At 52.9% G+C, this 17,855-nt stretch carries 12 protein-coding genes; 8 read left to right on the top strand and 4 right to left on the bottom strand.

Annotated elements, in window-relative coordinates:
- Positions 1-261: 261 nt before the first annotated feature.
- A complete protein-coding gene (locus NX782_RS19375; RefSeq protein ID WP_258847125.1) occupies positions 262-1,089 on the bottom strand; it encodes a helix-turn-helix transcriptional regulator in 828 nt (275 codons plus the stop codon).
- A 135-nt stretch (positions 1,090-1,224) separates the two neighbouring features.
- Between NX782_RS19375 and NX782_RS19370 the strand changes: the two genes are divergently transcribed.
- From NX782_RS19370 to NX782_RS19345, 6 genes are all read left to right on the top strand, one after another.
- On the top strand, positions 1,225-4,878 hold the full coding sequence (locus NX782_RS19370; RefSeq protein WP_258847124.1) for an ATP-binding protein: 3,654 nt from the start codon (positions 1,225-1,227) through the stop codon (positions 4,876-4,878).
- A 10-nt stretch (positions 4,879-4,888) separates the two neighbouring features.
- Complete coding sequence (locus NX782_RS19365) at positions 4,889-5,512, top strand: condensin complex protein MksE (RefSeq protein ID WP_258847123.1); 624 nt, start codon at positions 4,889-4,891, stop codon at positions 5,510-5,512.
- A gap of 6 nt (positions 5,513-5,518) precedes the next feature.
- Positions 5,519-6,751, top strand: coding sequence for a hypothetical protein (locus NX782_RS19360; RefSeq protein WP_258847122.1), 1,233 nt, complete (start codon positions 5,519-5,521; stop codon positions 6,749-6,751).
- On the top strand, positions 6,751-7,608 hold the full coding sequence (locus tag NX782_RS19355) for a DUF7281 domain-containing protein (protein ID WP_258847121.1): 858 nt from the start codon (positions 6,751-6,753) through the stop codon (positions 7,606-7,608). Before NX782_RS19360 ends, NX782_RS19355 begins: the two co-directional genes overlap by 1 nt.
- A 43-nt stretch (positions 7,609-7,651) precedes the next feature.
- A complete protein-coding gene (locus NX782_RS19350; RefSeq protein WP_258847120.1) occupies positions 7,652-8,485 on the top strand; it encodes a hypothetical protein in 834 nt (277 codons plus the stop codon).
- 326 nt (positions 8,486-8,811) lie between these two features.
- On the top strand, positions 8,812-9,588 hold the full coding sequence (locus tag NX782_RS19345; protein ID WP_258847119.1) for a hypothetical protein: 777 nt from the start codon (positions 8,812-8,814) through the stop codon (positions 9,586-9,588).
- Between the two features lie 271 nt (positions 9,589-9,859).
- On the opposite strand, the gene NX782_RS19340 is transcribed toward NX782_RS19345, so the two are convergent.
- Genes NX782_RS19340 through NX782_RS19330 form a run of 3 tightly spaced genes read right to left on the bottom strand, consistent with a single transcriptional unit; the run spans position 9,860 to position 14,049 of the window.
- A complete protein-coding gene (locus NX782_RS19340) occupies positions 9,860-12,187 on the bottom strand; it encodes an AAA family ATPase (protein ID WP_258847118.1) in 2,328 nt (775 codons plus the stop codon).
- A complete protein-coding gene (locus NX782_RS19335) occupies positions 12,162-12,827 on the bottom strand; it encodes an ABC-three component system middle component 1 (protein WP_258847117.1) in 666 nt (221 codons plus the stop codon). The genes NX782_RS19340 and NX782_RS19335 overlap by 26 nt, the downstream gene beginning before the upstream one ends.
- On the bottom strand, positions 12,817-14,049 hold the full coding sequence (locus NX782_RS19330) for an ABC-three component system protein (protein ID WP_258847116.1): 1,233 nt from the start codon (positions 14,047-14,049) through the stop codon (positions 12,817-12,819). Before NX782_RS19330 ends, NX782_RS19335 begins: the two co-directional genes overlap by 11 nt.
- 731 nt (positions 14,050-14,780) lie before the next feature.
- On the opposite strand from NX782_RS19330, the gene NX782_RS19325 reads away from it, so the two are divergent.
- On the top strand, positions 14,781-17,054 hold the full coding sequence (locus NX782_RS19325; RefSeq protein ID WP_258847115.1) for an nSTAND3 domain-containing NTPase: 2,274 nt from the start codon (positions 14,781-14,783) through the stop codon (positions 17,052-17,054).
- 21 nt (positions 17,055-17,075) lie between these two features.
- Positions 17,076-17,855: hypothetical protein (locus tag NX782_RS19320; protein WP_258847114.1), on the top strand; the 780-nt coding region annotated here is incomplete at its 3' end.

Raw genomic sequence — 17,855 nt, 5'->3', positions numbered from 1 at the left:
AATTTAACGACTCCCAGCTGAGCTGTTGCGTCCAGGCGACGAGTGTTCAAAGCTGCACAACCAAATGCCGTTCGCACGTTGGAACTAATTTTCGAGACATAGCCGAAATTCGCTTCTGTGTAGCTAAGATGAAGGCGCTCCGGGTTCACGGCAAGCATCGTCTGCCACTTTTCCGAGGACGGAAGGTTTCAGGCCGTGCTTGGCTGAAAAAAGAGTCTGGGAGTTCGCTTACGCGAGCAGACTTACGCAAATGAACACGGCTTATTCCGACTCTTTTAGTGCCGCTACAAACAACTGATGGGCCGCTGGATCTTCTGTGGTGGCGGGTTCAAACTTTGCATTGACGTAGAAGAGCATTGATTTCCTCAACTTGAGGGTGAGCTCCAAATCTTCCGGTAATTGGTACTCTGCGCCGATAGCCTGCCGTTGCTCTGCTTCGAGCCTTGGGTTGGGTGTGACGAGGACATCTACGAACGTGTTCCATTCAGTATCGCCCGCAGGATCGATGTCGGTTGCATCAACATCGCGTGTACTCAATATCCGTCCCAGCACAAAGTCCCGAAACTCTTGCCGCTTATGGCAAAACGCCCGCACGTGCCAGCGTTCCGCATCAGAGGCGAACGCATGCGGCGAAAGCCAGCGCCATTCGGGTGCCTGTCCCGTCATCGATTGGTACTGCACCTCAATCATGCGCCGGTCTCGGACGCCCTCGACCATGACGAGCAATACTTCTGGACTTGCGCGACGCAGCGGCAGCGGCCACCGCGCGACGGGCACCTGCGCTGACGGCATATCAGCAAACTCATCGAGGGTGTCGGGGCGAATCAACGCCGGAGTGAAACGGCCCTGCGGGATATATCTGCGGCGTGACTGGTTGTACGCCATGTTCCCCGGAAAGCTATCCATGTACAGACGAAAGTCCTTGGCAGCTTGAACCGTGGTGATTTCAAAGGTGTCGATCAGGTCGGCACGTTGCACCTCTCCCTTCCAGAAGAGGCAACGCTCAATATGCATCAGCCGCTGGCGAATACTGGTCGGCAGCGACGCCGGCTCGGCAGGCGATGAGGAAGCGATAGGGGAGGTGGTCACGTAAGAGTCCTGTGATTTTGTACAGCATTGACAAATGCTATCACGAACAGTTAAGTTTGGATACGTTAAATAATTTTATCGGTAAATAGTCTTTACCTCTATTCGTTTCCTTTCTACCAATAAGGAGCTTCATTAATGATCGTTGACAGCTCGCCTCTGGTCGGTCGCTTTGCGTTGAACAAGCTAGTCATGGTGGACTCCTATACCACCGGCCGCATCACTGAGCTTCCTCTGCAGGGCGGTACTGCGATCACTGGGCGCAATGGCAGGGGGAAGACGTCACTGTTGAAGCTGATCCCTGCGTTCTTTGGCGAGCGTCCAGACCGGATTGTCCGTCCCGTCAGCAATCAGCAAAACTTTGCCAGGTACTATCTGCCCAGGTCGACGTCGTACATCATCTACGAATATGACCGTGACGGCGTGACGTGTTGCGCCATCCTCTGCTCGGACGTGACTGGCGATGCCGTGGAGTACCGCTTTGTCAATGCGGCATTTCAGCGCGATTGGTTCGTGCACGATGACGGGAAATCGTTGGTAGCGAACACAAATTTGCTCGAACGCTTCAAGCTGAAGGGCGTCACTTGCAGCCGGAAAATGCATCTCGACCAATACCGTGCCGTCATCCAGGGCAAGCGTACGCACGGCAGTGACCCAAAACAGCATCGTCGCGACCTCCACTCCTACGCTTTTTGCCCACCTGGTCAGCCGCTTCCGCACATCGAACGTATCGTATTCGGTATGTTTACGCGGAAAACGAATTTCGCTGATTTGCAACGGATGATCGTTGCCACCGTGACGGACGCGGCCGGCCAGATCTCGCTCGGCGCGGAGCGCAAGAAAGTGGAAGGCTGGCCGGACGCCTATCACAGCTATTCTGCCGTGATGACACAGGCGACCCGCATGGAAGAAGTGGAGGCAGCCTATCTGGCAGCATTAGCAGCAGAACAGGAACTGCGCAACCTGCATGGCCAGTTCCAGGCACTCGACGATAACCTCAGGGGTCAGGAAACGAACCAGCAGCGGGCGCTCAACACGGCACAGGAAGAACGGGATGCATCTGACCAGCGCTTTTCTCAACTGCGCAGTGCCATCCTGGAGCGTATTGATCAGGTTGGACGTTCGATCGAAGACGCACAGCGCAAGTTGAACCACCTCGCCCAACAGAAGGAAAAGTATCAGCAGGAGGGCATCGAGCAGAAGGCTGCCCTCGTAGATCAGGAAGCTGAGCTTCTCCAGGCAAGGGCCCGCCTGGAAGAGCGCAAAGGCCTGCTGCTGAATAAGCAATCCAATATTGAGGAAGAGTACGACAAACTCGTCAAGAGTCTCGAGCTCGAACACAGCCAGCGTGTCAATGCGTTCGAACGACAGCGCACCAGCGCACGGGAGGACCATCAACTGCGCATGGACGCGGTGGCGCGCGAGTTCGACGAACAGGAAATACTGACGCGCCATCAGGCTGTGCCTGAAGAGAATCAACTGCAAGCGGCGCTGGAAGCGGCAAATGTGGCGCTGGGACTGGCGCAAGCACAGTTGCAACATCCTCAACCTGATCCCAAACTGGTCGAAATCGCGGAGCAGCAAGAGGTCAAGGTCGGCCAGGCGCGCGAGAAATACGACGAATACTCTTCGCAAGATACGCTGGCGAGCAAAGCCCATGAGAAGGCCCGACATGCATTTGACCAGGCAGAAATGCAGCTGCAGGTGCTCAAAACGGATGTCGCTCAGGGGGAGCGTCGCCTCAATACACTCTTGATGCACGCCACACCGGACCAGGACAGCGTCTTATATGCGTTGCGCGCCCAGCACCCGGGTTGGACACAGGACATCGCTAAAGTGCTGCGCGAAGATTTGCTGACCCGCACCGACCTGGCACCAGTCATGGGCGAGCTGACGGACAGCATCTATGGCTTGCGGATCAATCTGGATGGGGTCGAAGCGCCACTGATGGCCGACGAACAGACCCTGCAGCAGAAGATCGAGGCGACGCGTGACGACATGCGCGCGGCCAAGGATCGGATCATCCAGCATGAGACAAATCTGACTTTGCTTGGCTCCCAGCGGCTTGAAGCGCAACGCGTCGCAGATATGCGTTCGGTGGAGGCGGCCAGCGCGAAAGCAGCCCTGGCCTCCGCGGAAAAATTACTCAAGGGAGCCCGCACTAATGTGCAACACAGCCGCGATGCGGCAAAGGCGCAAGCACAACAAGCTCATGCCGACGCCGACCGCATGTGCAGGGACGCGAAGAAGCGACTCGCAGAACACCGTGCGTTGACTGAGGCCGCCATCGCGCAGCTGGTGACACAGCGCGCCGCACGCAAGCAAGATGTCCAGCGCGCGCTGGACCAGACGCTCGCCGATATCGGCAGCGTGGCCGATGGCGTCGAAAAACGCTACCAGATTAGCCGTGGCCAGATCGAAGATGATCGGATCGCCAAGCTCAGAGCGAGTGGGGTAGACACTACTGCTCTGGCACAGCTTGATGTGCAGATCAACACAACGCGGTCTCAGCTTAACGTGATCGCTGACGAACGTAACCACGTTATGCAGTGGCGCATCTGGCAGACGTCTGAATGGAGTCAGCGCGACTCTTTTCAAGACGCGCTCGCAACCGCAAGAAAGGATAAGGCGAAGGAAGAGCAGGCAAAAGAGAGCTGCATGAAGGTATGGAACGACGATAAATCGACGCGCCGCAGTGCGCTCCAGCAGTTAGCAAAAAAGCTCGAGGAAATCGCTGGAGAGCAACATAAAGTGCAGAGGTATCTGGAACTGCTGGAACCCTACGCTGTTTCGGTGCATGCCGTACCTGCGTTCGATCCGGCCTGGCAGTCGGTGGCGCTCATTGGGCAGTATGGGCTACAGATGGGGGAGTTAAAGAAGAGCGAGGAACGCCTAATGCGGGATATCGACGGCATCAAAAAAGCATTCACGGCGCATCGAATGTCGCCGCCGGATCAATACTATGAGACGCATCGGCAGAGTATCGGTCCGGACCGCGCAACGCAAGCCCGAGAATGGGTTCCCGCCTTCAAGGCGTGGTACTCGAGCGAGCATTTGATTTACCAGAATCTGCTGCGGGTGGAGGCCCGTACCATTGCAGAAGCGGTCGGCGATTTTCGTAATCGCATGGACACCTTTCATCGCAAGGTATTGCAATTTAACAGGGAGCTGCAGGACAGCTTAAATGCCAATCAGGGCTTTGAAAGTATTGGCCAACTGAGTGTGGAGATCGTATCGTCGATTCGCGAACTGGAATACTGGAGCACCATCGAAAAGGTCATTGATGCGCGCAATGACTGGCAGGCTGGCGAGTTGGTCGACTTGCCACCGCCGGCGTTCGCCACAGCACTACGCGAACTCCTCGACCACTGGCACTTGAAGGAGGGCATTCAGGCCGAACTGACCAACCTGGTTCGCATCCAGGGCGAGGTCGTCGAAAATGGCAACCGCCGTCCGTTCAGGAAGGCGGAGGACTTAGAGAGCATTTCTTCGAACGGTCTGTCCTATATCGTGATCGTCCTCATCTTCGTGGCCTTCATCAACCGCGTTCGCGGCAGTGCGCCGGTCAACGTGGTCTGGGCCTTGGATGAAATCAAGGACCTCGATCTGGGCAATGTCGAGTTGTTGATGGACATCCTCAATCGAAACAATATTACGCTTGTCTCGGCCTGTCCGGATCCTGATCCTGATGTGCTCGCGCTGTTTTGCAACCGGCGCTCCATCAAATCAGACCGATGCATTTATGACCCGACCGCTGTCGCACTTAGCGGCGGTCACGATAGCCCACAATGAGGAGCGAAGCATGTTTGAACAAGTCATGCCGCTACTGTTAAGCGGCGAGTTTATCTGTGAAGTGCGCTATCCGGACGCATATCGGTTTCTTGCCACCGAGTCTAATCAGAAGGACGCTAACGCCTACCTGACGCGCATCGGCCGCTCCCTGGTCATGACCGAGCAAAGCGGCGCTTGGTACGCTGCCTATGAGCGAATTGGCCCTAATGAAAAGCATGCCATCAAAGAAGAATTCACACGCATCAAGCTGAAGATCCGTTTTCTGGTCGACTTTTTTGTCAAGGTGATGCGTGCTAGCGGGATGGAAATCTTCTACTCCAGGGGGGACAAGATCGAAGCACATGCGCTCATGGCTGCGATCGATGGCAACCCTGGCTTGCGTGCGGAGTTCCAGGCACTGGGCAGTGTGGGACGAGGTGGTGCCACCGACGGCAAGCTCAAGGGCGCCTTGGACCGTCATTTGAAATTGCTGGTGGACGATGGTTTTCTCATTCGTGTCAATGCCGAGCGCGAGATTTACCAAGTTACAGGCAAGATCGAATATCTCACCGAAATCGTGCAATTCCTTATGACGGCCGAGAATATCGGCGACGACATTGAAGAAGAGCAGGCCCCGACACCGCGTTTGTTATAGCCTACGATGCCCGACCATCCTGACCTTGTAATTGCCCATCTGAGCGAGCTGTACAAGCACCGACAGCTCATTGCCGCCGCGTTCAACCGCGGCGAAGTGGACCACACCGACGATCCGGAAGGAGGGAGAGGCCTGCTTAAGCTGAATCAGGCCCGCATTCTGATCCCGCTCCGGGAAGGTACGTATCGCCTGGCCAGCTCGCTGGCCAAGCATTTTGAGGAGGCGCTGCACGTTGACAGGCTGTATTCAATGGTGGGCGCCGATGTGGCAGATCTGGACCGGCGACTGCCGGAGATCGCCGACCTTGTTGCCAATGCCGTCTTCGATGGGCGCCTGGACGATGCGGATCGTTACAGCGAAGAATTTGACCGTGCGGTATTCGCCTTGTCCGATAGCGTGACAATCGCCCTGCGGTTCCTGCGCATCCTGGCCGATAACCGCTTCGCCGATGTGCCGACATACGCAGAAAAGCGCGCACAGAATGAATTTTATCTGGAGCGTGTTGGGCGTATCAGTCACGCGCTGGGCGTGATCCAGTCCAGCGACTTGCTTCACAGGTTGGAGAACATACCCGAGGGGGACCGGATGTATGACGTGTATCGCTCCCAGATCGCCAATCATCTTCCGCAGTGGCGCGCCCAATTACTCGACATCACTGAGATTTTACGGGACTATCTTTACCGCACTCGGCAGATCGAGCTACTTGCAAAACGCATGCGGGCCTTCGAGCTCCATTTAAAGCAGACGCCATCCTACGCTCCCCGAGACATCGAAATATTCGATGACGCGCCGGCCTGGTTACGGCGGGCGCCCGGCTATTCTCTGGTGACGCACCCATGTATTCAAAATCCCGTCCACGAGGAAGTGCTTTACGATATCGCGATGACGGTCCCCAGTGTCAAGGCGGCTACTGAATTGCCTCCCCGGATCGGGACGCTGCTCTCCGATGAGGCACAAACAACAGACGAAGACTTGCCGAGTACCAAACCGTGGCAGGATGCACTGGCGAATCTGCTTGCCGAGCTTGACGAGAAGCCTGTGTCTGCGCTCACATGGAAAATGCAGAACCCTGATCTTGTGCATCTAGAGGACGATATCTGGTTGCTGTGCTTGTTACACGAAGGTTCCTTGAGCCGCCGGCGCAGCGCCGACGTGACCTTCGAGCCCGTTATCATGGATGCCGAGCCATTATGCGGGAACGTTTATGTGACCGATCTGTTGTTGTCCAGAGCGCGCTGATGAACAAAAAAATACTGGCCCAAAGTTTGTTGCGAGTTCTACAAAGCCCGGCTGAGCGAGTGCAATTTCAAGCCTCCAAGACGCTGACCGCATTCGTCGAAGAAATCGGAATCGGCATCGTGCAAGGTAAGCAAATCATGTTTAGCGCCGCCCACAAGCGACGCATTTGCGAGTGGCTTCGCGCCGAAAACATCGATCCAGCGACTTCGCCAGATGCTTGGGCTGATGTAAATCGGGCTGCGGCGCTGGAGCTGGGGCCTGACGAAAAATGGGCAGGTTTATCCGTACGCGCAAATCGGATTGCGCTAAAGGCGCTTCGGGGCCGGCCACTGCAATTGGAAGGGGAGGCGATCTATCTACCTCCCAGGGCGAATCTGGAGTGTGATGTGCACGACGCGCTCGAAGGCGTACGACACGATTCGGTGATCGTGGTGGAGAACTGGGAGGTTTTTGAGCGCATTGACGATCTCAAACTCGATTTCCAGCCAGCCGGCGAAAATCCACTGGTATTGTGGCGGGGGAGCGTTCACACTTCGGTCGGCGCGTCGCTTAATTTTCTCATCGAATATGGCCGCGCGGTGTGGTCTGCTCCCGATTACGATCCGGAAGGCTTGGCCATCGCATCACGCCTGCCCCATCTTGAAGGAGTGTTGGCACCACCAGACGATGTGCTGCGCGACCTGTTAGGTAAATCTAAACTACAAGGACGGTACGAGGCTCAGTTGCCCGGTGCGCAGGCAACGTTAGATCAGGCTAAACAACCAGATATCCGAAAGCTGTGGGCCATAGTAAAGACAAGCCGCAACGCGCTTCCACAAGAGCGCCTGTGCATCAACAGGTCGCCAATGGGCACGTAGTTTATTTTCTGCACACTCAATATATTAGGAGTTTTACGTTAAGATGCTACTCAATTTTACGCGTCGAAATAAGCTCGACTACGAGCCATGCGAGCTTCGATACAAGTATATTCCATCTGCCTTCCGATATGACCTTCTCAAATTGTTGTACGAGAAAATTGAAGAAGCAGAGGCCTCCGTTCTTCGTGAATATGCGCTTTATCGCAATCTGTCGGTTTCGATCAACAAGGATCACGTGTCCCTTTATGGCGAGGATGATATTTATGAGGGCTATAGTAGTGATTTACTGATCGATCTCATACGAAGCGCTCAATGGCATGAAGTGCTAAGCATCATTGAAGAGGTGGTAAATCAGCGATTCGTTCCATGGAAGAAGATTAATAAACTCTTCGATTACCACAACGTTGGATATGAAATCGTAAAAAGTGATCAGGATGGAATATTGAGAGTCGAAGTCAAGTACGAGGCGGTAATCGCAGAAATGACCGATACAGAAGTCGCAACTAAAGAATACCCGGTTATCTCTGCCTTAATCGCTGGCGCTAGGGATGCACTTGCCGATCCGAAGCATATCAATATTGAGACGTCAGTTTCTAATTCGATGAAAGCGATTGAAGGCTATCTAAAAGAATGGCTTAACAAAAAGGGGATTTCGGCTGCGACCTTAGGCGAAGCAATCAAAGAAATTAAGAACAAAAAGCTTGCTGACTCCAACATTACTGAGTCTCTGCATCAGTTTTACATATATAGAAATCGGACACCGAATATTGGCCATGGAAGCGTAGCTTCTTCGGATATCACAGAAAGCGAAGCGCTGCTGATCAATGAAATGGCTGCTTCATTCATAAATTATTTTTATCGAAGGAAAGACGCGTAAATATTAATCAAATTTATGTGCGAATTGTAGTGATCAGCAATAGCTACTGCATGCTGGGAGAGTCGGAGGACTTTAAGTTCGGCTCACGAATAGACGGATGACTAATAGTTGATTATCGATCTCGAAGTGCGTCGCAGGCATCTGCGGTGCTGCTGGTGTAGGCGCACTGCATCGCGATTTAGGTTCTGGGACTAATGCTCTGCATGGTAAGAACGACAGTTCGATCACCAAGTTGGCCCGACATTGCCATACTTCGCGATTGCCTAATGGCTGTTTTTCGCCTGTTTTGGTAGCATAGATGTCAATTTATTCATCAGAAGAAAAAAATGTCTGAGTTGGAGTTTGAACAGGAGAACGAGCCAGAGAGGGCGTTCGAAGAGGCACGAGTTGGTATCGCAATGGGATTGCGCCGCTTGGTTACCCAAGGGCTGAATGAGCAACTCGACGAGCAAGCTGCAAAAGGTCTGGAGCCGGAAACGAATGGTATGTCCGTCTTGATCATGCGGACCGCTGGAAAGAACAGTTCGAGGGCGGTGTTAGCTGCGGGCCATGTGTTCGAGTTCAAAGTTGCGGTTGCGGCGATGAACCCGAAAACTCAGGAAGGCCCTACTGGCGCCGACATTGCAATTTTTCTAGAGGTCTTGCCGCAGTCAGGAGCCTATATTCCTATACTATCCAAGACATTGCTTATTCAAGCGAAGGTTGGGAAGCTCAACGCAAAAGGTGAGCTGTCGGCCTCTGACCAGCATCTGCCGGGGCAGATTGCACAGATACAGCGAGTATCGCCTAATGACGGTTTTTTGCTCGTGTATACAGATCAGGGAGCCTATTGCATTGAAATCGCTGAGGCGACTCGAAGATTAAACGGTAATACGGTCCGGACAACGCATTTCAGCGACGCTGGTGAGATGCTCTACAGAATGGTAATTTGTACATCTGGTAATGAGCCATCAATAGCACCTTCCGCCTTGGGTCCAAGACGAGACACACTCGGCAGTATCGAAGTTGCAGACGCCGCACAGCGGCTCGCGAACGTCGCTCGTATCCGACCGGTGGAGGAAGCGATTGGCATTACATTAACAGTTGCTGATGGAAACCCTTAGATCTGTATTGTTCATAGTAAATTCTCGAGGCGGTATAGCGTAGGGTGCCGAGTGTAAACGCAAACGCCGGCGACCAAGAGTCAAGCAGCTGACGCATAAGTTCGCGGGTTCGTCAGCCAGTACAACGAGAGCTCCGCGCAGTTCACCTGGACGCCTGCCGCCGACCCGACCCTCGAAAAACTATCTCGCCTCTGCGGTCGAACTAACGGAAAAGGGCAATAGGTGGGGCAAAACGGTAGCCACCTAAGCCCTGGCTGGCTACCGCACAGCCTTACGCCGCTTCTTTAGCCAAGCGTTGCATGTTGAGCGAGCTCGTCGTCAATCCAGCCCGGTTGAAGCGGTATCGCATGTATGTCGAGATATCTTCTTCATGCGACGATACAATGAGCTGGCAATGCTTAAGCTCACAGCGGAGCAGGTCGGTCAGAGACGCGACGTTCACCTCATCCAAGGACTGAGACGGGTCGTCGATGAGGATGAGCGGGACATCGGCATAGACCTTGTTGAGCGACAGGAAGAAGGCGAGGCTGAGGGCTGACACCTGGCCTGTGCTCATGGACATTACCGCATCATGGTCGGACTTTTCTGCCGTCAGGAACCTCAGTTGCTTTCCATCCCGGCTCTCGATGAATAGCCCGAGGCCGCGTTGGTAGTTCTGAATGAGCCGACCACTGTAGATGTGAAAAATGAGTTCAATTTCCGAGATGGTTTGATCAGCGTACTTTTGTTCCGCTTTCTCCAAAGTTAAACGTAGCTTGTTGACTTTCTCTTTGGCTTTGTTAGCGGCATCGTTGTCGCGTTGAATCTTTTCAAGCTCTTTGATGCATTTCTGAAGCCTGCTGCTCTGGGCTTCGTTAGCCTTAATCTTAATGTAGAGTTCTTTGTTTTTTAGATCTTGAGGATCCAAAATATAGAAGTCCTGCAAGTCCTTGAACACCGCATCGATAATTTGGCGCCAGTCTTCTGGTGGTATTACGGTCTCGTCCGTTTTCTTGGCGCGCATCAAATTGCGTAGCTCTTCAAGGCGGGTGGCTACCACCATTTCGTCTTCGTTGAACGGGAAGGTGATTCGGATACCTTCAGCCCTGAGCCGTTCAGCCATCTGCTCGATTGCGGGGAGACGGTTTTTTGCTCCCGTCAGCGCTTTATGCAATGCGTCGTTATATCCAGGCTTCAGGATTGCCTCGCGCGCCTGAATATATGCCTCAATGGTGGCAAGTTCGGTGGTCATCGAGGTGATTAATGCGACGAGGGCTTTACCATCCTTGCCTAAGACGTCCGCGATCTTCTGGGCTCTTTCCTCAACGGCTTTAAGCATCGATGCATGAGCTTTCCAGTCATTGCCGCACAGCGGGCAAAGACTGTCGTTCGGGTAAAGCTTGGCGTGCTCATCAAGCAGTTGTTGCTTCAAGCGAACTAGTTCGGCTGCAGAGCTCTCGTTGGCGGTATTTTTCCTCTGTAAATCATTGCGTGTTGTAATCTGCTCTTCAAACCAACCCAGCCGACCAGTCGTCCAGCCTGGAAGCGTTCGGGCCTGCTCTGCTGTGATAACCGACGCCCCTTTTTTAATGATGGTGGTGGCTCTCGTGAGCTGGTCGATCTCTTTTTTGGTTGCGTCTAGTTCATCCAGCTTGTTTAAGTCAGTGCCCAGTTGCGCCAGGCTGTTCAGCGACTGTGCATGCAGTTTGATGTCAGCTTCGATGGCTTCATTTTCAGCTCTGATGCGAATCGCTGCTTTCAATGGAAGCAGGTCGTTCAGTTTACGGATCGACTCCAGGAACTGGGCATGAACATCTTGGGCATACGTGAGGAATAGTTCTTCCTTGTCCCAACCTGGCTCGGGCTTAACGGTCGACAGTTTTTTGTATTCAACGCTACCCAAGTCGGCCTGAACCATTTCACGTAGGGCAATGCACTCGCTATTAAGTCGCTGCTCCTCAGCTCTGCGATTCTCGTCACTCAAGTATTTGGTGAGTTTGCCTGTGATCGACCGGCAGTTTTCAATCTCTGCGGCGACGTCGTTAATGTCGAACAAGTTCCCAAGCGCGTCTTTACGCTCGTCCACGCGGGTGTGGAGCAGTTTATTTTGTCCTTGCTCCAAGTAGTTAAGGAACGCAAAATTCTCTCTGAAGTTTTTGCCAAAGACCTGATCGAGGTATTCGTCCTTGCGTAAATTGGCGGGAGTATAGTCTGTAGAGTCGAAAGCGGGTAGCTCATAGAGAGCGAAGTGCTTGAACTTATCGGCTCGGTTGTTCGCTTTGGTTTCGAACGATTTTACAGGTGCATGCCTGGCTAAAACGAGTCTTCGATCACCGTCAATGAACTCAATCTTGATTGACAAGTCTTTTTTGCCGGAGCGAGTGTTCCAAAACAGGTTGTCATCATAATTGCTTTTGTTTCTTGTCATTAAGGTCGTAAAGAGATTAAAGATCCTCTTGATCTGACCTGTAAGTAGAAGCTCAACGGCATCGAAGATACTGGTCTTTCCATACCCGTTCGGCCCGTCGAGAGTCAGCAGGGATGAAGTACCTAAATTCAAATCGATGTGCTTGAAAGCTTTGAAGCTAGAAACTTCAATTCGCGCTATTTTCCAGCTCATTGTCGATCAGCTCCTTAATCAATTCGTCTACGTTGTTTGCTGTGAGTTTCTGAATGGTTTTGTATGTTGCATCGAGTTCCGCTTCAGCAACTGCTTCGGCTGCCTGCAGCCGCAAGGACACCAGTTCTCTGCGGGTGAATGGGAGCTCAAGGAATGGAAGTTTGATGAAGATTTTTGCTGCCACGCTGTACTGCGTGGCAGCGAGTGGATCGCTCTTGTAGTTGCTGAACTGGCTCTTGTCCGAGATAGTGGCCCTGAGCTTATCAAATGAATAATCTTGGATCGCGCTCTCTTCGGTGTCGCTATAGTACAGAATATATTTCTTGAAGAAGTGAGGATCCTCCTCGATCGCGAATATCTGCTCTTCGTGATCTTTGAACTCGGCCAGTTTATTCAGGTGATGAATGCAGATCAGATCGCAGTTCTTTTTGAACGTTGGGTGACTGAGGAACGAGTCAGGTGCCAACTGATTAATGGCAGCGTTGAGTTCAGTCGCGCTGGATAGCTGGTCCAACTTATGCAGGATCGCAAACCTAATCGCTGAACCTGATTCACGGATGTAGAAGCCGGTGAGATCGGTCGCATGCTCCTTTATGAAGCCATGAGCGACGAGCGCCTCATCAATAATCTTATTTATCATTCAGTCGAGCCTCTGCGTCTTCTTTGGTAACTATGCTTAAGTAAAATGATTTAGTGATATTGCTGTCGGTGCGGTCTTTAACTTCCTGATCGGTCATGTCGTCGGAATGGGTGTATTTGGTGCTGATAACGAAAGACGTTGTGGATCTACACGCAATGAGATGGTTATATTCGAATAGAAGCCTAAGTAGATCCCCATTGCTTTCCATTTCTCCGAGCAAGTCCGAGGTGCAGCCTTCTTGGTCATCAAGAAAGGGCAGATCAAGAGCGGTCGGCAGGTAGAAGCGCTTTTTGGCGTCAACGTAGTGAGGGAATTGTTTAAGTATTGGATCAATACTCATGGCCTCAATCAGTCCAGAATAACTTCTAATATCTGCTTTTTGTATACTTGAAAAACGCTCCGACGGCTTCATTAGCTGACAGAGCGTTTTCATTTCATTAGCATCTGCAACGCGAATGTGTTCAAAGAGTCTGCGTGCTCTCGCGTATGCTGCATCACTCATACCGGGTAATGCTTGATCGAGCCTATCTTCAAGATGACTGTATAGCTTAGCCTTCAACTCCACAGCGTAGTACGCAGTACTGTTATAAGGGTTCTTGGTCAGAATGTCGTCTAGCAAGCTTTGAGCCGCAATTCGATTTTCGTAAGCGGCTTTGTTCGCTTTTTCTCGATCGTCCTGCACCAAGCGATGTATTGCTACTGCTTTGGTACTTATCTTTTCGGAAAGTAGGCAATAGTTATAATGCAACAGATCCTCGGTCATCGTAATAGAACGGCTAGCGCAGATCTTCCTGATGACCTCTTTTGTCAGTACTTCGATTTCGCCCAATCCGCAATATTTATTATTGCCGTAGGCGTAGAACCGGACGAGCTCTCCGTTTTTTCCGGTGTAATCGTCAGTATCGTTAAGTTGAACTGATACATGAAAGTAACGCGAAATGCCCTTGGTTCTGTCAAACTCGATAGCAGATGATTTTTCTAGAGCTTCAATGTACCCATTGCGATATCCGCTAATTTTGGCTTTCACTTGATGGGCGCTAAGCACAGCACCGTTCTTATAAATAGCGAAATCATCAGTGCTGTCTAATTGGAGCTCGAAATCCTTGTCCCCTTGATTTATCAGCTTGAGAGAATGGTAAAGCGCAATTTTGCCCTGGTACACGTAACCGCTCCACGTTGACACGGCGGTGGCTGGATAATTTTCATCCTCGTCGTTACTCACTTTGCTCCCGTCAAGAATCGTATACTTCAGTTAAATTGCAACGGCGAACACGGGCGCAGCTCGAAATTCTGCAATCAGCCTTCATCAGACATTGGCGTCGACCAAGCAAGCTTCCGCTGATGGCCATTGCGGTTGCCTACTGCTGAATTTGTCATCCGTTCCATTGCAGCGCACCTGACGAGAAGAGATGAGCGGTTTCGTCGTGCGAGAGGTGGCATCCGGCCCGGCAGCAAAGGATCGTCCGAACCGGCACCTCGTTGCCTATATCGCACCTCATTCACATGGCGACTGGTGACCAACTACGCCCTCGAGAGTACCGCTGGGCGGTACACCGTACGCTACAGTCGCCGGAATTGCGCAACGAATTATCGCGCGTAAGACAAGTCCTACATACTATCGAAAACCAAGGGCAACATTCTCACGCATTGTCACGCGAGAGCGGCTGCAGCTAGCCCTGAGCCCTGCACGACCGGGAAACTCCGTCCCAAAATTGAGTCTTTACGTGGTCTCCGCAGGTTGTCGCCTTCCCACTAGATGAGTGACGCGAGCCCGACTTGTCGCAAAGATGACCGCCTTGTTTCGCGTTCAGCTCGGGGCTACGTCGGGCATTTTTTCCATGATCCGCTCGATCAGAAAAGAATTTACGGTAACATTAATGCCGAGTTGGAAATATCCCGTATGGACGGGGAACGACGTCTGCTGCAGAATTTATTTTCTTATACCGGTTCGACATGTACGAATTGCACCGCATCGGATGGAACAGCTTCCAACAGCTTTGCCTCACCATAGCTCGAGAAATCCTCGGCCAGACTGTACAGTCTTTTCTGGATTCGAACGACGCGGGGCGTGACGGTGCCTTCGCAGGGCATTGGGCGCCCGCGCCCGGGCAGCATATCTGCGGGAACTTCGTGATCCAATGTAAGTTCTCGGGTAAGGCCGGCCATCTCCTTTCCAGTTCTGACATTGCCGACGAGCTGCCAAAAGTGAGGAGGCTTGTGGCAGCTGGACTCTGCGACGTCTACGTGCTGATGTCAAACGCCGGCGTTTCGGGGAAGCGGGAGGCAACAATCAAATCTGCCCTGATCGGGGCGGGGGCCAAGCACGTCCTGATATTTGGTCAGACATGGATGGAGGATCAGATCAGAGAAAACACCCGGCTCAGGATGCTCGTGCCGCGGCTGTACGGCTTGGGAGACCTGAGCCAGATCCTCGATGAGCGCGCCTACGCCCAGGCGCGCGCGGTTCTGGAGTCCTTGAGGGAGGACCTTGCCAAGGTCGTAATCACTGAATCGTACCGGAAGGCCGTTAGTGCCTTGGATGAACACGGCTTTGTGCTACTTATCGGGGAACCTGCGGCGGGGAAAACGACCATTGCTTCAATGTTGGCGATGGCGGCTGCCGACAAGTGGAAGTCGTCAGTGCTCAAGCTCGCCGATCCGGGGAAAGTTGTGGAACGCTGGAACGTAAATGAGCCATCGCAGTTTTTCTGGATTGACGACGCGTTCGGCGTCACCCAGTACGAATCTCCATTGGTTCACGGCTGGAACCATTCGCTTGCCCAGGTACGGGCGATGCTGCGCAAAGGCGCGAAGATAGTCATGACGTCAAGGGATTATATTTACAATCGCGCCCGCCAGGATCTCAAGGAAAGCGCATTTCCCCTCTTAAGCGAAAGCCAAGTCGTGATCGATGTCCACGACCTGTCCGAGATCGAAAAACAGCAGATCCTTTACAACCATTTAAAACTCGGAAGACAGCCGACCTCGTTCCGGTCCGCCATTGAGCCCCATCTGGAATACATGGCGGCGCATGCGCGCTTCATTCCGGAAACGGCGCGCCGCATCTCTGATCCCCTATTTACCAAGGAGCTCTACCTCAGTGAATACCACCTAGGGCAGTTCGTGGAAAAGCGCGAGCAACTTCTACTGGAAGTAATTCAAGGCTTGGACGCGAGTAGCAAGGCCGCGCTGGGTTTGATATATATGAGGAAGGACAATCTCGAGAGCCCCGTTACACTTGGGGGCGCGGAACCCGAAGCGCTGGAACGTTTCGGTAGCACGCTCGGGGATTGCATTGCCGCTTTGAACGCGCTCAACGGCAGCTTGGTCGCGCACTTGCAGATTGATGACCAGAATGTCTGGCGCTTCAAGCACCCGACTATCGGCGACGCTTATGCTGCCACTCTGGCCTTCAGTCCGGACCTACTCGGCATTTTCCTAAGTGGCAGCTCTACCCAGAACCTGATTTCGCAAGTCACTTGCGGCAACGTCGGTGTCGAAAAGGCGGTAGTGGTCCCGAGGACGCTCTTCCCAGCGATGTGCACGCGCCTAAAGGAGTTTTCAGCCAGCGACGAGTACAAGGTCGGGTGGATGTCGTCTTGGGGCGCACGGCGCGCACTGTACCTGTTCCTTGCCAGCCGCTGCTCCAAGGAGTTTCTTGAATTGTATATCGCACAGGACCCGGAGATCCTGGCGCGAGTATCCAAACCGGGACTCAGCCTCAGCGTAGTTGCCGAAGTCGACCTTGCAGTTCGCCTGCACGGCTTCGGGCTCCTTCCAGAAACAAATCGGAAGGAGTTCACCGAAGCAGTCAGCAGCTATGCCATCGAAGGCCGCGACATGCACGCACTGGACGATCCCGGAATACGAAGCGTATTCACGGAAGAGGAGTTTGACGCGCTTGTCGAAAGCGTTCGCAGGGACCTGATACCCAAGCTGGCGGAGGTACGTATGAGCACACAAAGCAGGCATCGGCCGGACGTGCCTCCGGACGAGCACATGCAAGACTTTCTCGAATCGCTGAGCACGCTCAAAAGGCGCTTCAGCAACGACGACAGCGTCGTAAACGTTATTGAGCGGGAAACGTGCCTTGCCGACGAGTGGGTCGCCGAGACAGAACCGCCAGAGCCGAACGTGAGCCCTCGGGCTCTGGGGGCAGTGGAACCTGTCGAAGAAAGGCGTGGTAATCGAAGCATCTTCGATGATATCGCCGACGATGACGGCTGAAATATTGGAGCAGTCCAGACAATGAACGAAGCAACTTTCCAGGCATTCGCCACGCACTCGATGAAGTTCGTGTGTTCCGAACTCAACAAGAAGATGACGATGCACGTATCGTCTGCGAACGAGCAAAGCCCCGTCGATGGAAACGGGCGTCCTTACGACGTGGGAATACTTCTCGACGACGCACATTTGGTCGGCATCGAGTTCAAGATTTGTGAATATGGCCGATTTCCTAGCTGGCACAAGGGGCAGCACGAGACCTACGTTGGGCTAACGGGCGGCTCCTCAATGGCTCTACCCCTTTATTATGCCTATAACGTTTTGGATGGGATTCAACTAAATCAGTTATACAACTCCGATGAGTTCATTCCGCTCTTGGAAGGAACCAACGTCTCCAAGCCCGCGGATCTTCCTGGGCCACGCCCATCTATTGCTGACCATGAAAACATGTACGACTGGCTGCTCGCCATCCTAAGCGATCCTCTTCGACGTGGGAGGAACGGATGGACGACCATCTCGACGCTAAACCAATGGGATTTATCCAAAGGGAAAACCATGGCGTTGGAGGACATGCTGCAGGGTTTTCCAGACATCATATGGCTACTGGTAACCGTACACAATGGGTTGCGCATTTCTTGGGCTCTAACGAGCAGCGAAATGCGTGAACATGTCGAAAGATTGCGAGCGACCTGGAAACAACGGAATTTACGATCGGTGAAGACTGATGGCCTGAGGCAGGCATACTTGGAACTCGTGGAGGAGAACAATAATTACCTCCGTGCCGTATGGGCCGAGGTAGTTAGC

This window comes from Massilia norwichensis (genome assembly GCF_024753245.1).
Classification (GTDB): domain Bacteria; phylum Pseudomonadota; class Gammaproteobacteria; order Burkholderiales; family Burkholderiaceae_D; genus Telluria; species Telluria norwichensis.
The sequence above is the reverse complement of the archived record's forward strand: the minus strand, read 5'-3'. Positions and strand labels throughout refer to the sequence as shown.

Bases quoted from the DNA above. Each gene is read 5' to 3' on its own strand.
- NX782_RS19370 (WP_258847124.1), top strand. From the start codon at position 1,225: ATGATCGTTGACAGCTCGCCTCTGGTCGGTCGCTTTGCGTTGAACAAG.
- NX782_RS19365 (WP_258847123.1), top strand. From the start codon at position 4,889: ATGTTTGAACAAGTCATGCCGCTACTGTTAAGCGGCGAGTTTATCTGT.
- NX782_RS19360 (WP_258847122.1), top strand. From the start codon at position 5,519: ATGCCCGACCATCCTGACCTTGTAATTGCCCATCTGAGCGAGCTGTAC.
- NX782_RS19355 (WP_258847121.1), top strand. From the start codon at position 6,751: ATGAACAAAAAAATACTGGCCCAAAGTTTGTTGCGAGTTCTACAAAGC.
- NX782_RS19350 (WP_258847120.1), top strand. From the start codon at position 7,652: ATGCTACTCAATTTTACGCGTCGAAATAAGCTCGACTACGAGCCATGC.
- NX782_RS19345 (WP_258847119.1), top strand. From the start codon at position 8,812: ATGTCTGAGTTGGAGTTTGAACAGGAGAACGAGCCAGAGAGGGCGTTC.
- NX782_RS19340 (WP_258847118.1), bottom strand. From the start codon at position 12,187: ATGAGCTGGAAAATAGCGCGAATTGAAGTTTCTAGCTTCAAAGCTTTC.
- NX782_RS19335 (WP_258847117.1), bottom strand. From the start codon at position 12,827: ATGATAAATAAGATTATTGATGAGGCGCTCGTCGCTCATGGCTTCATA.
- NX782_RS19325 (WP_258847115.1), top strand. From the start codon at position 14,781: ATGTACGAATTGCACCGCATCGGATGGAACAGCTTCCAACAGCTTTGC.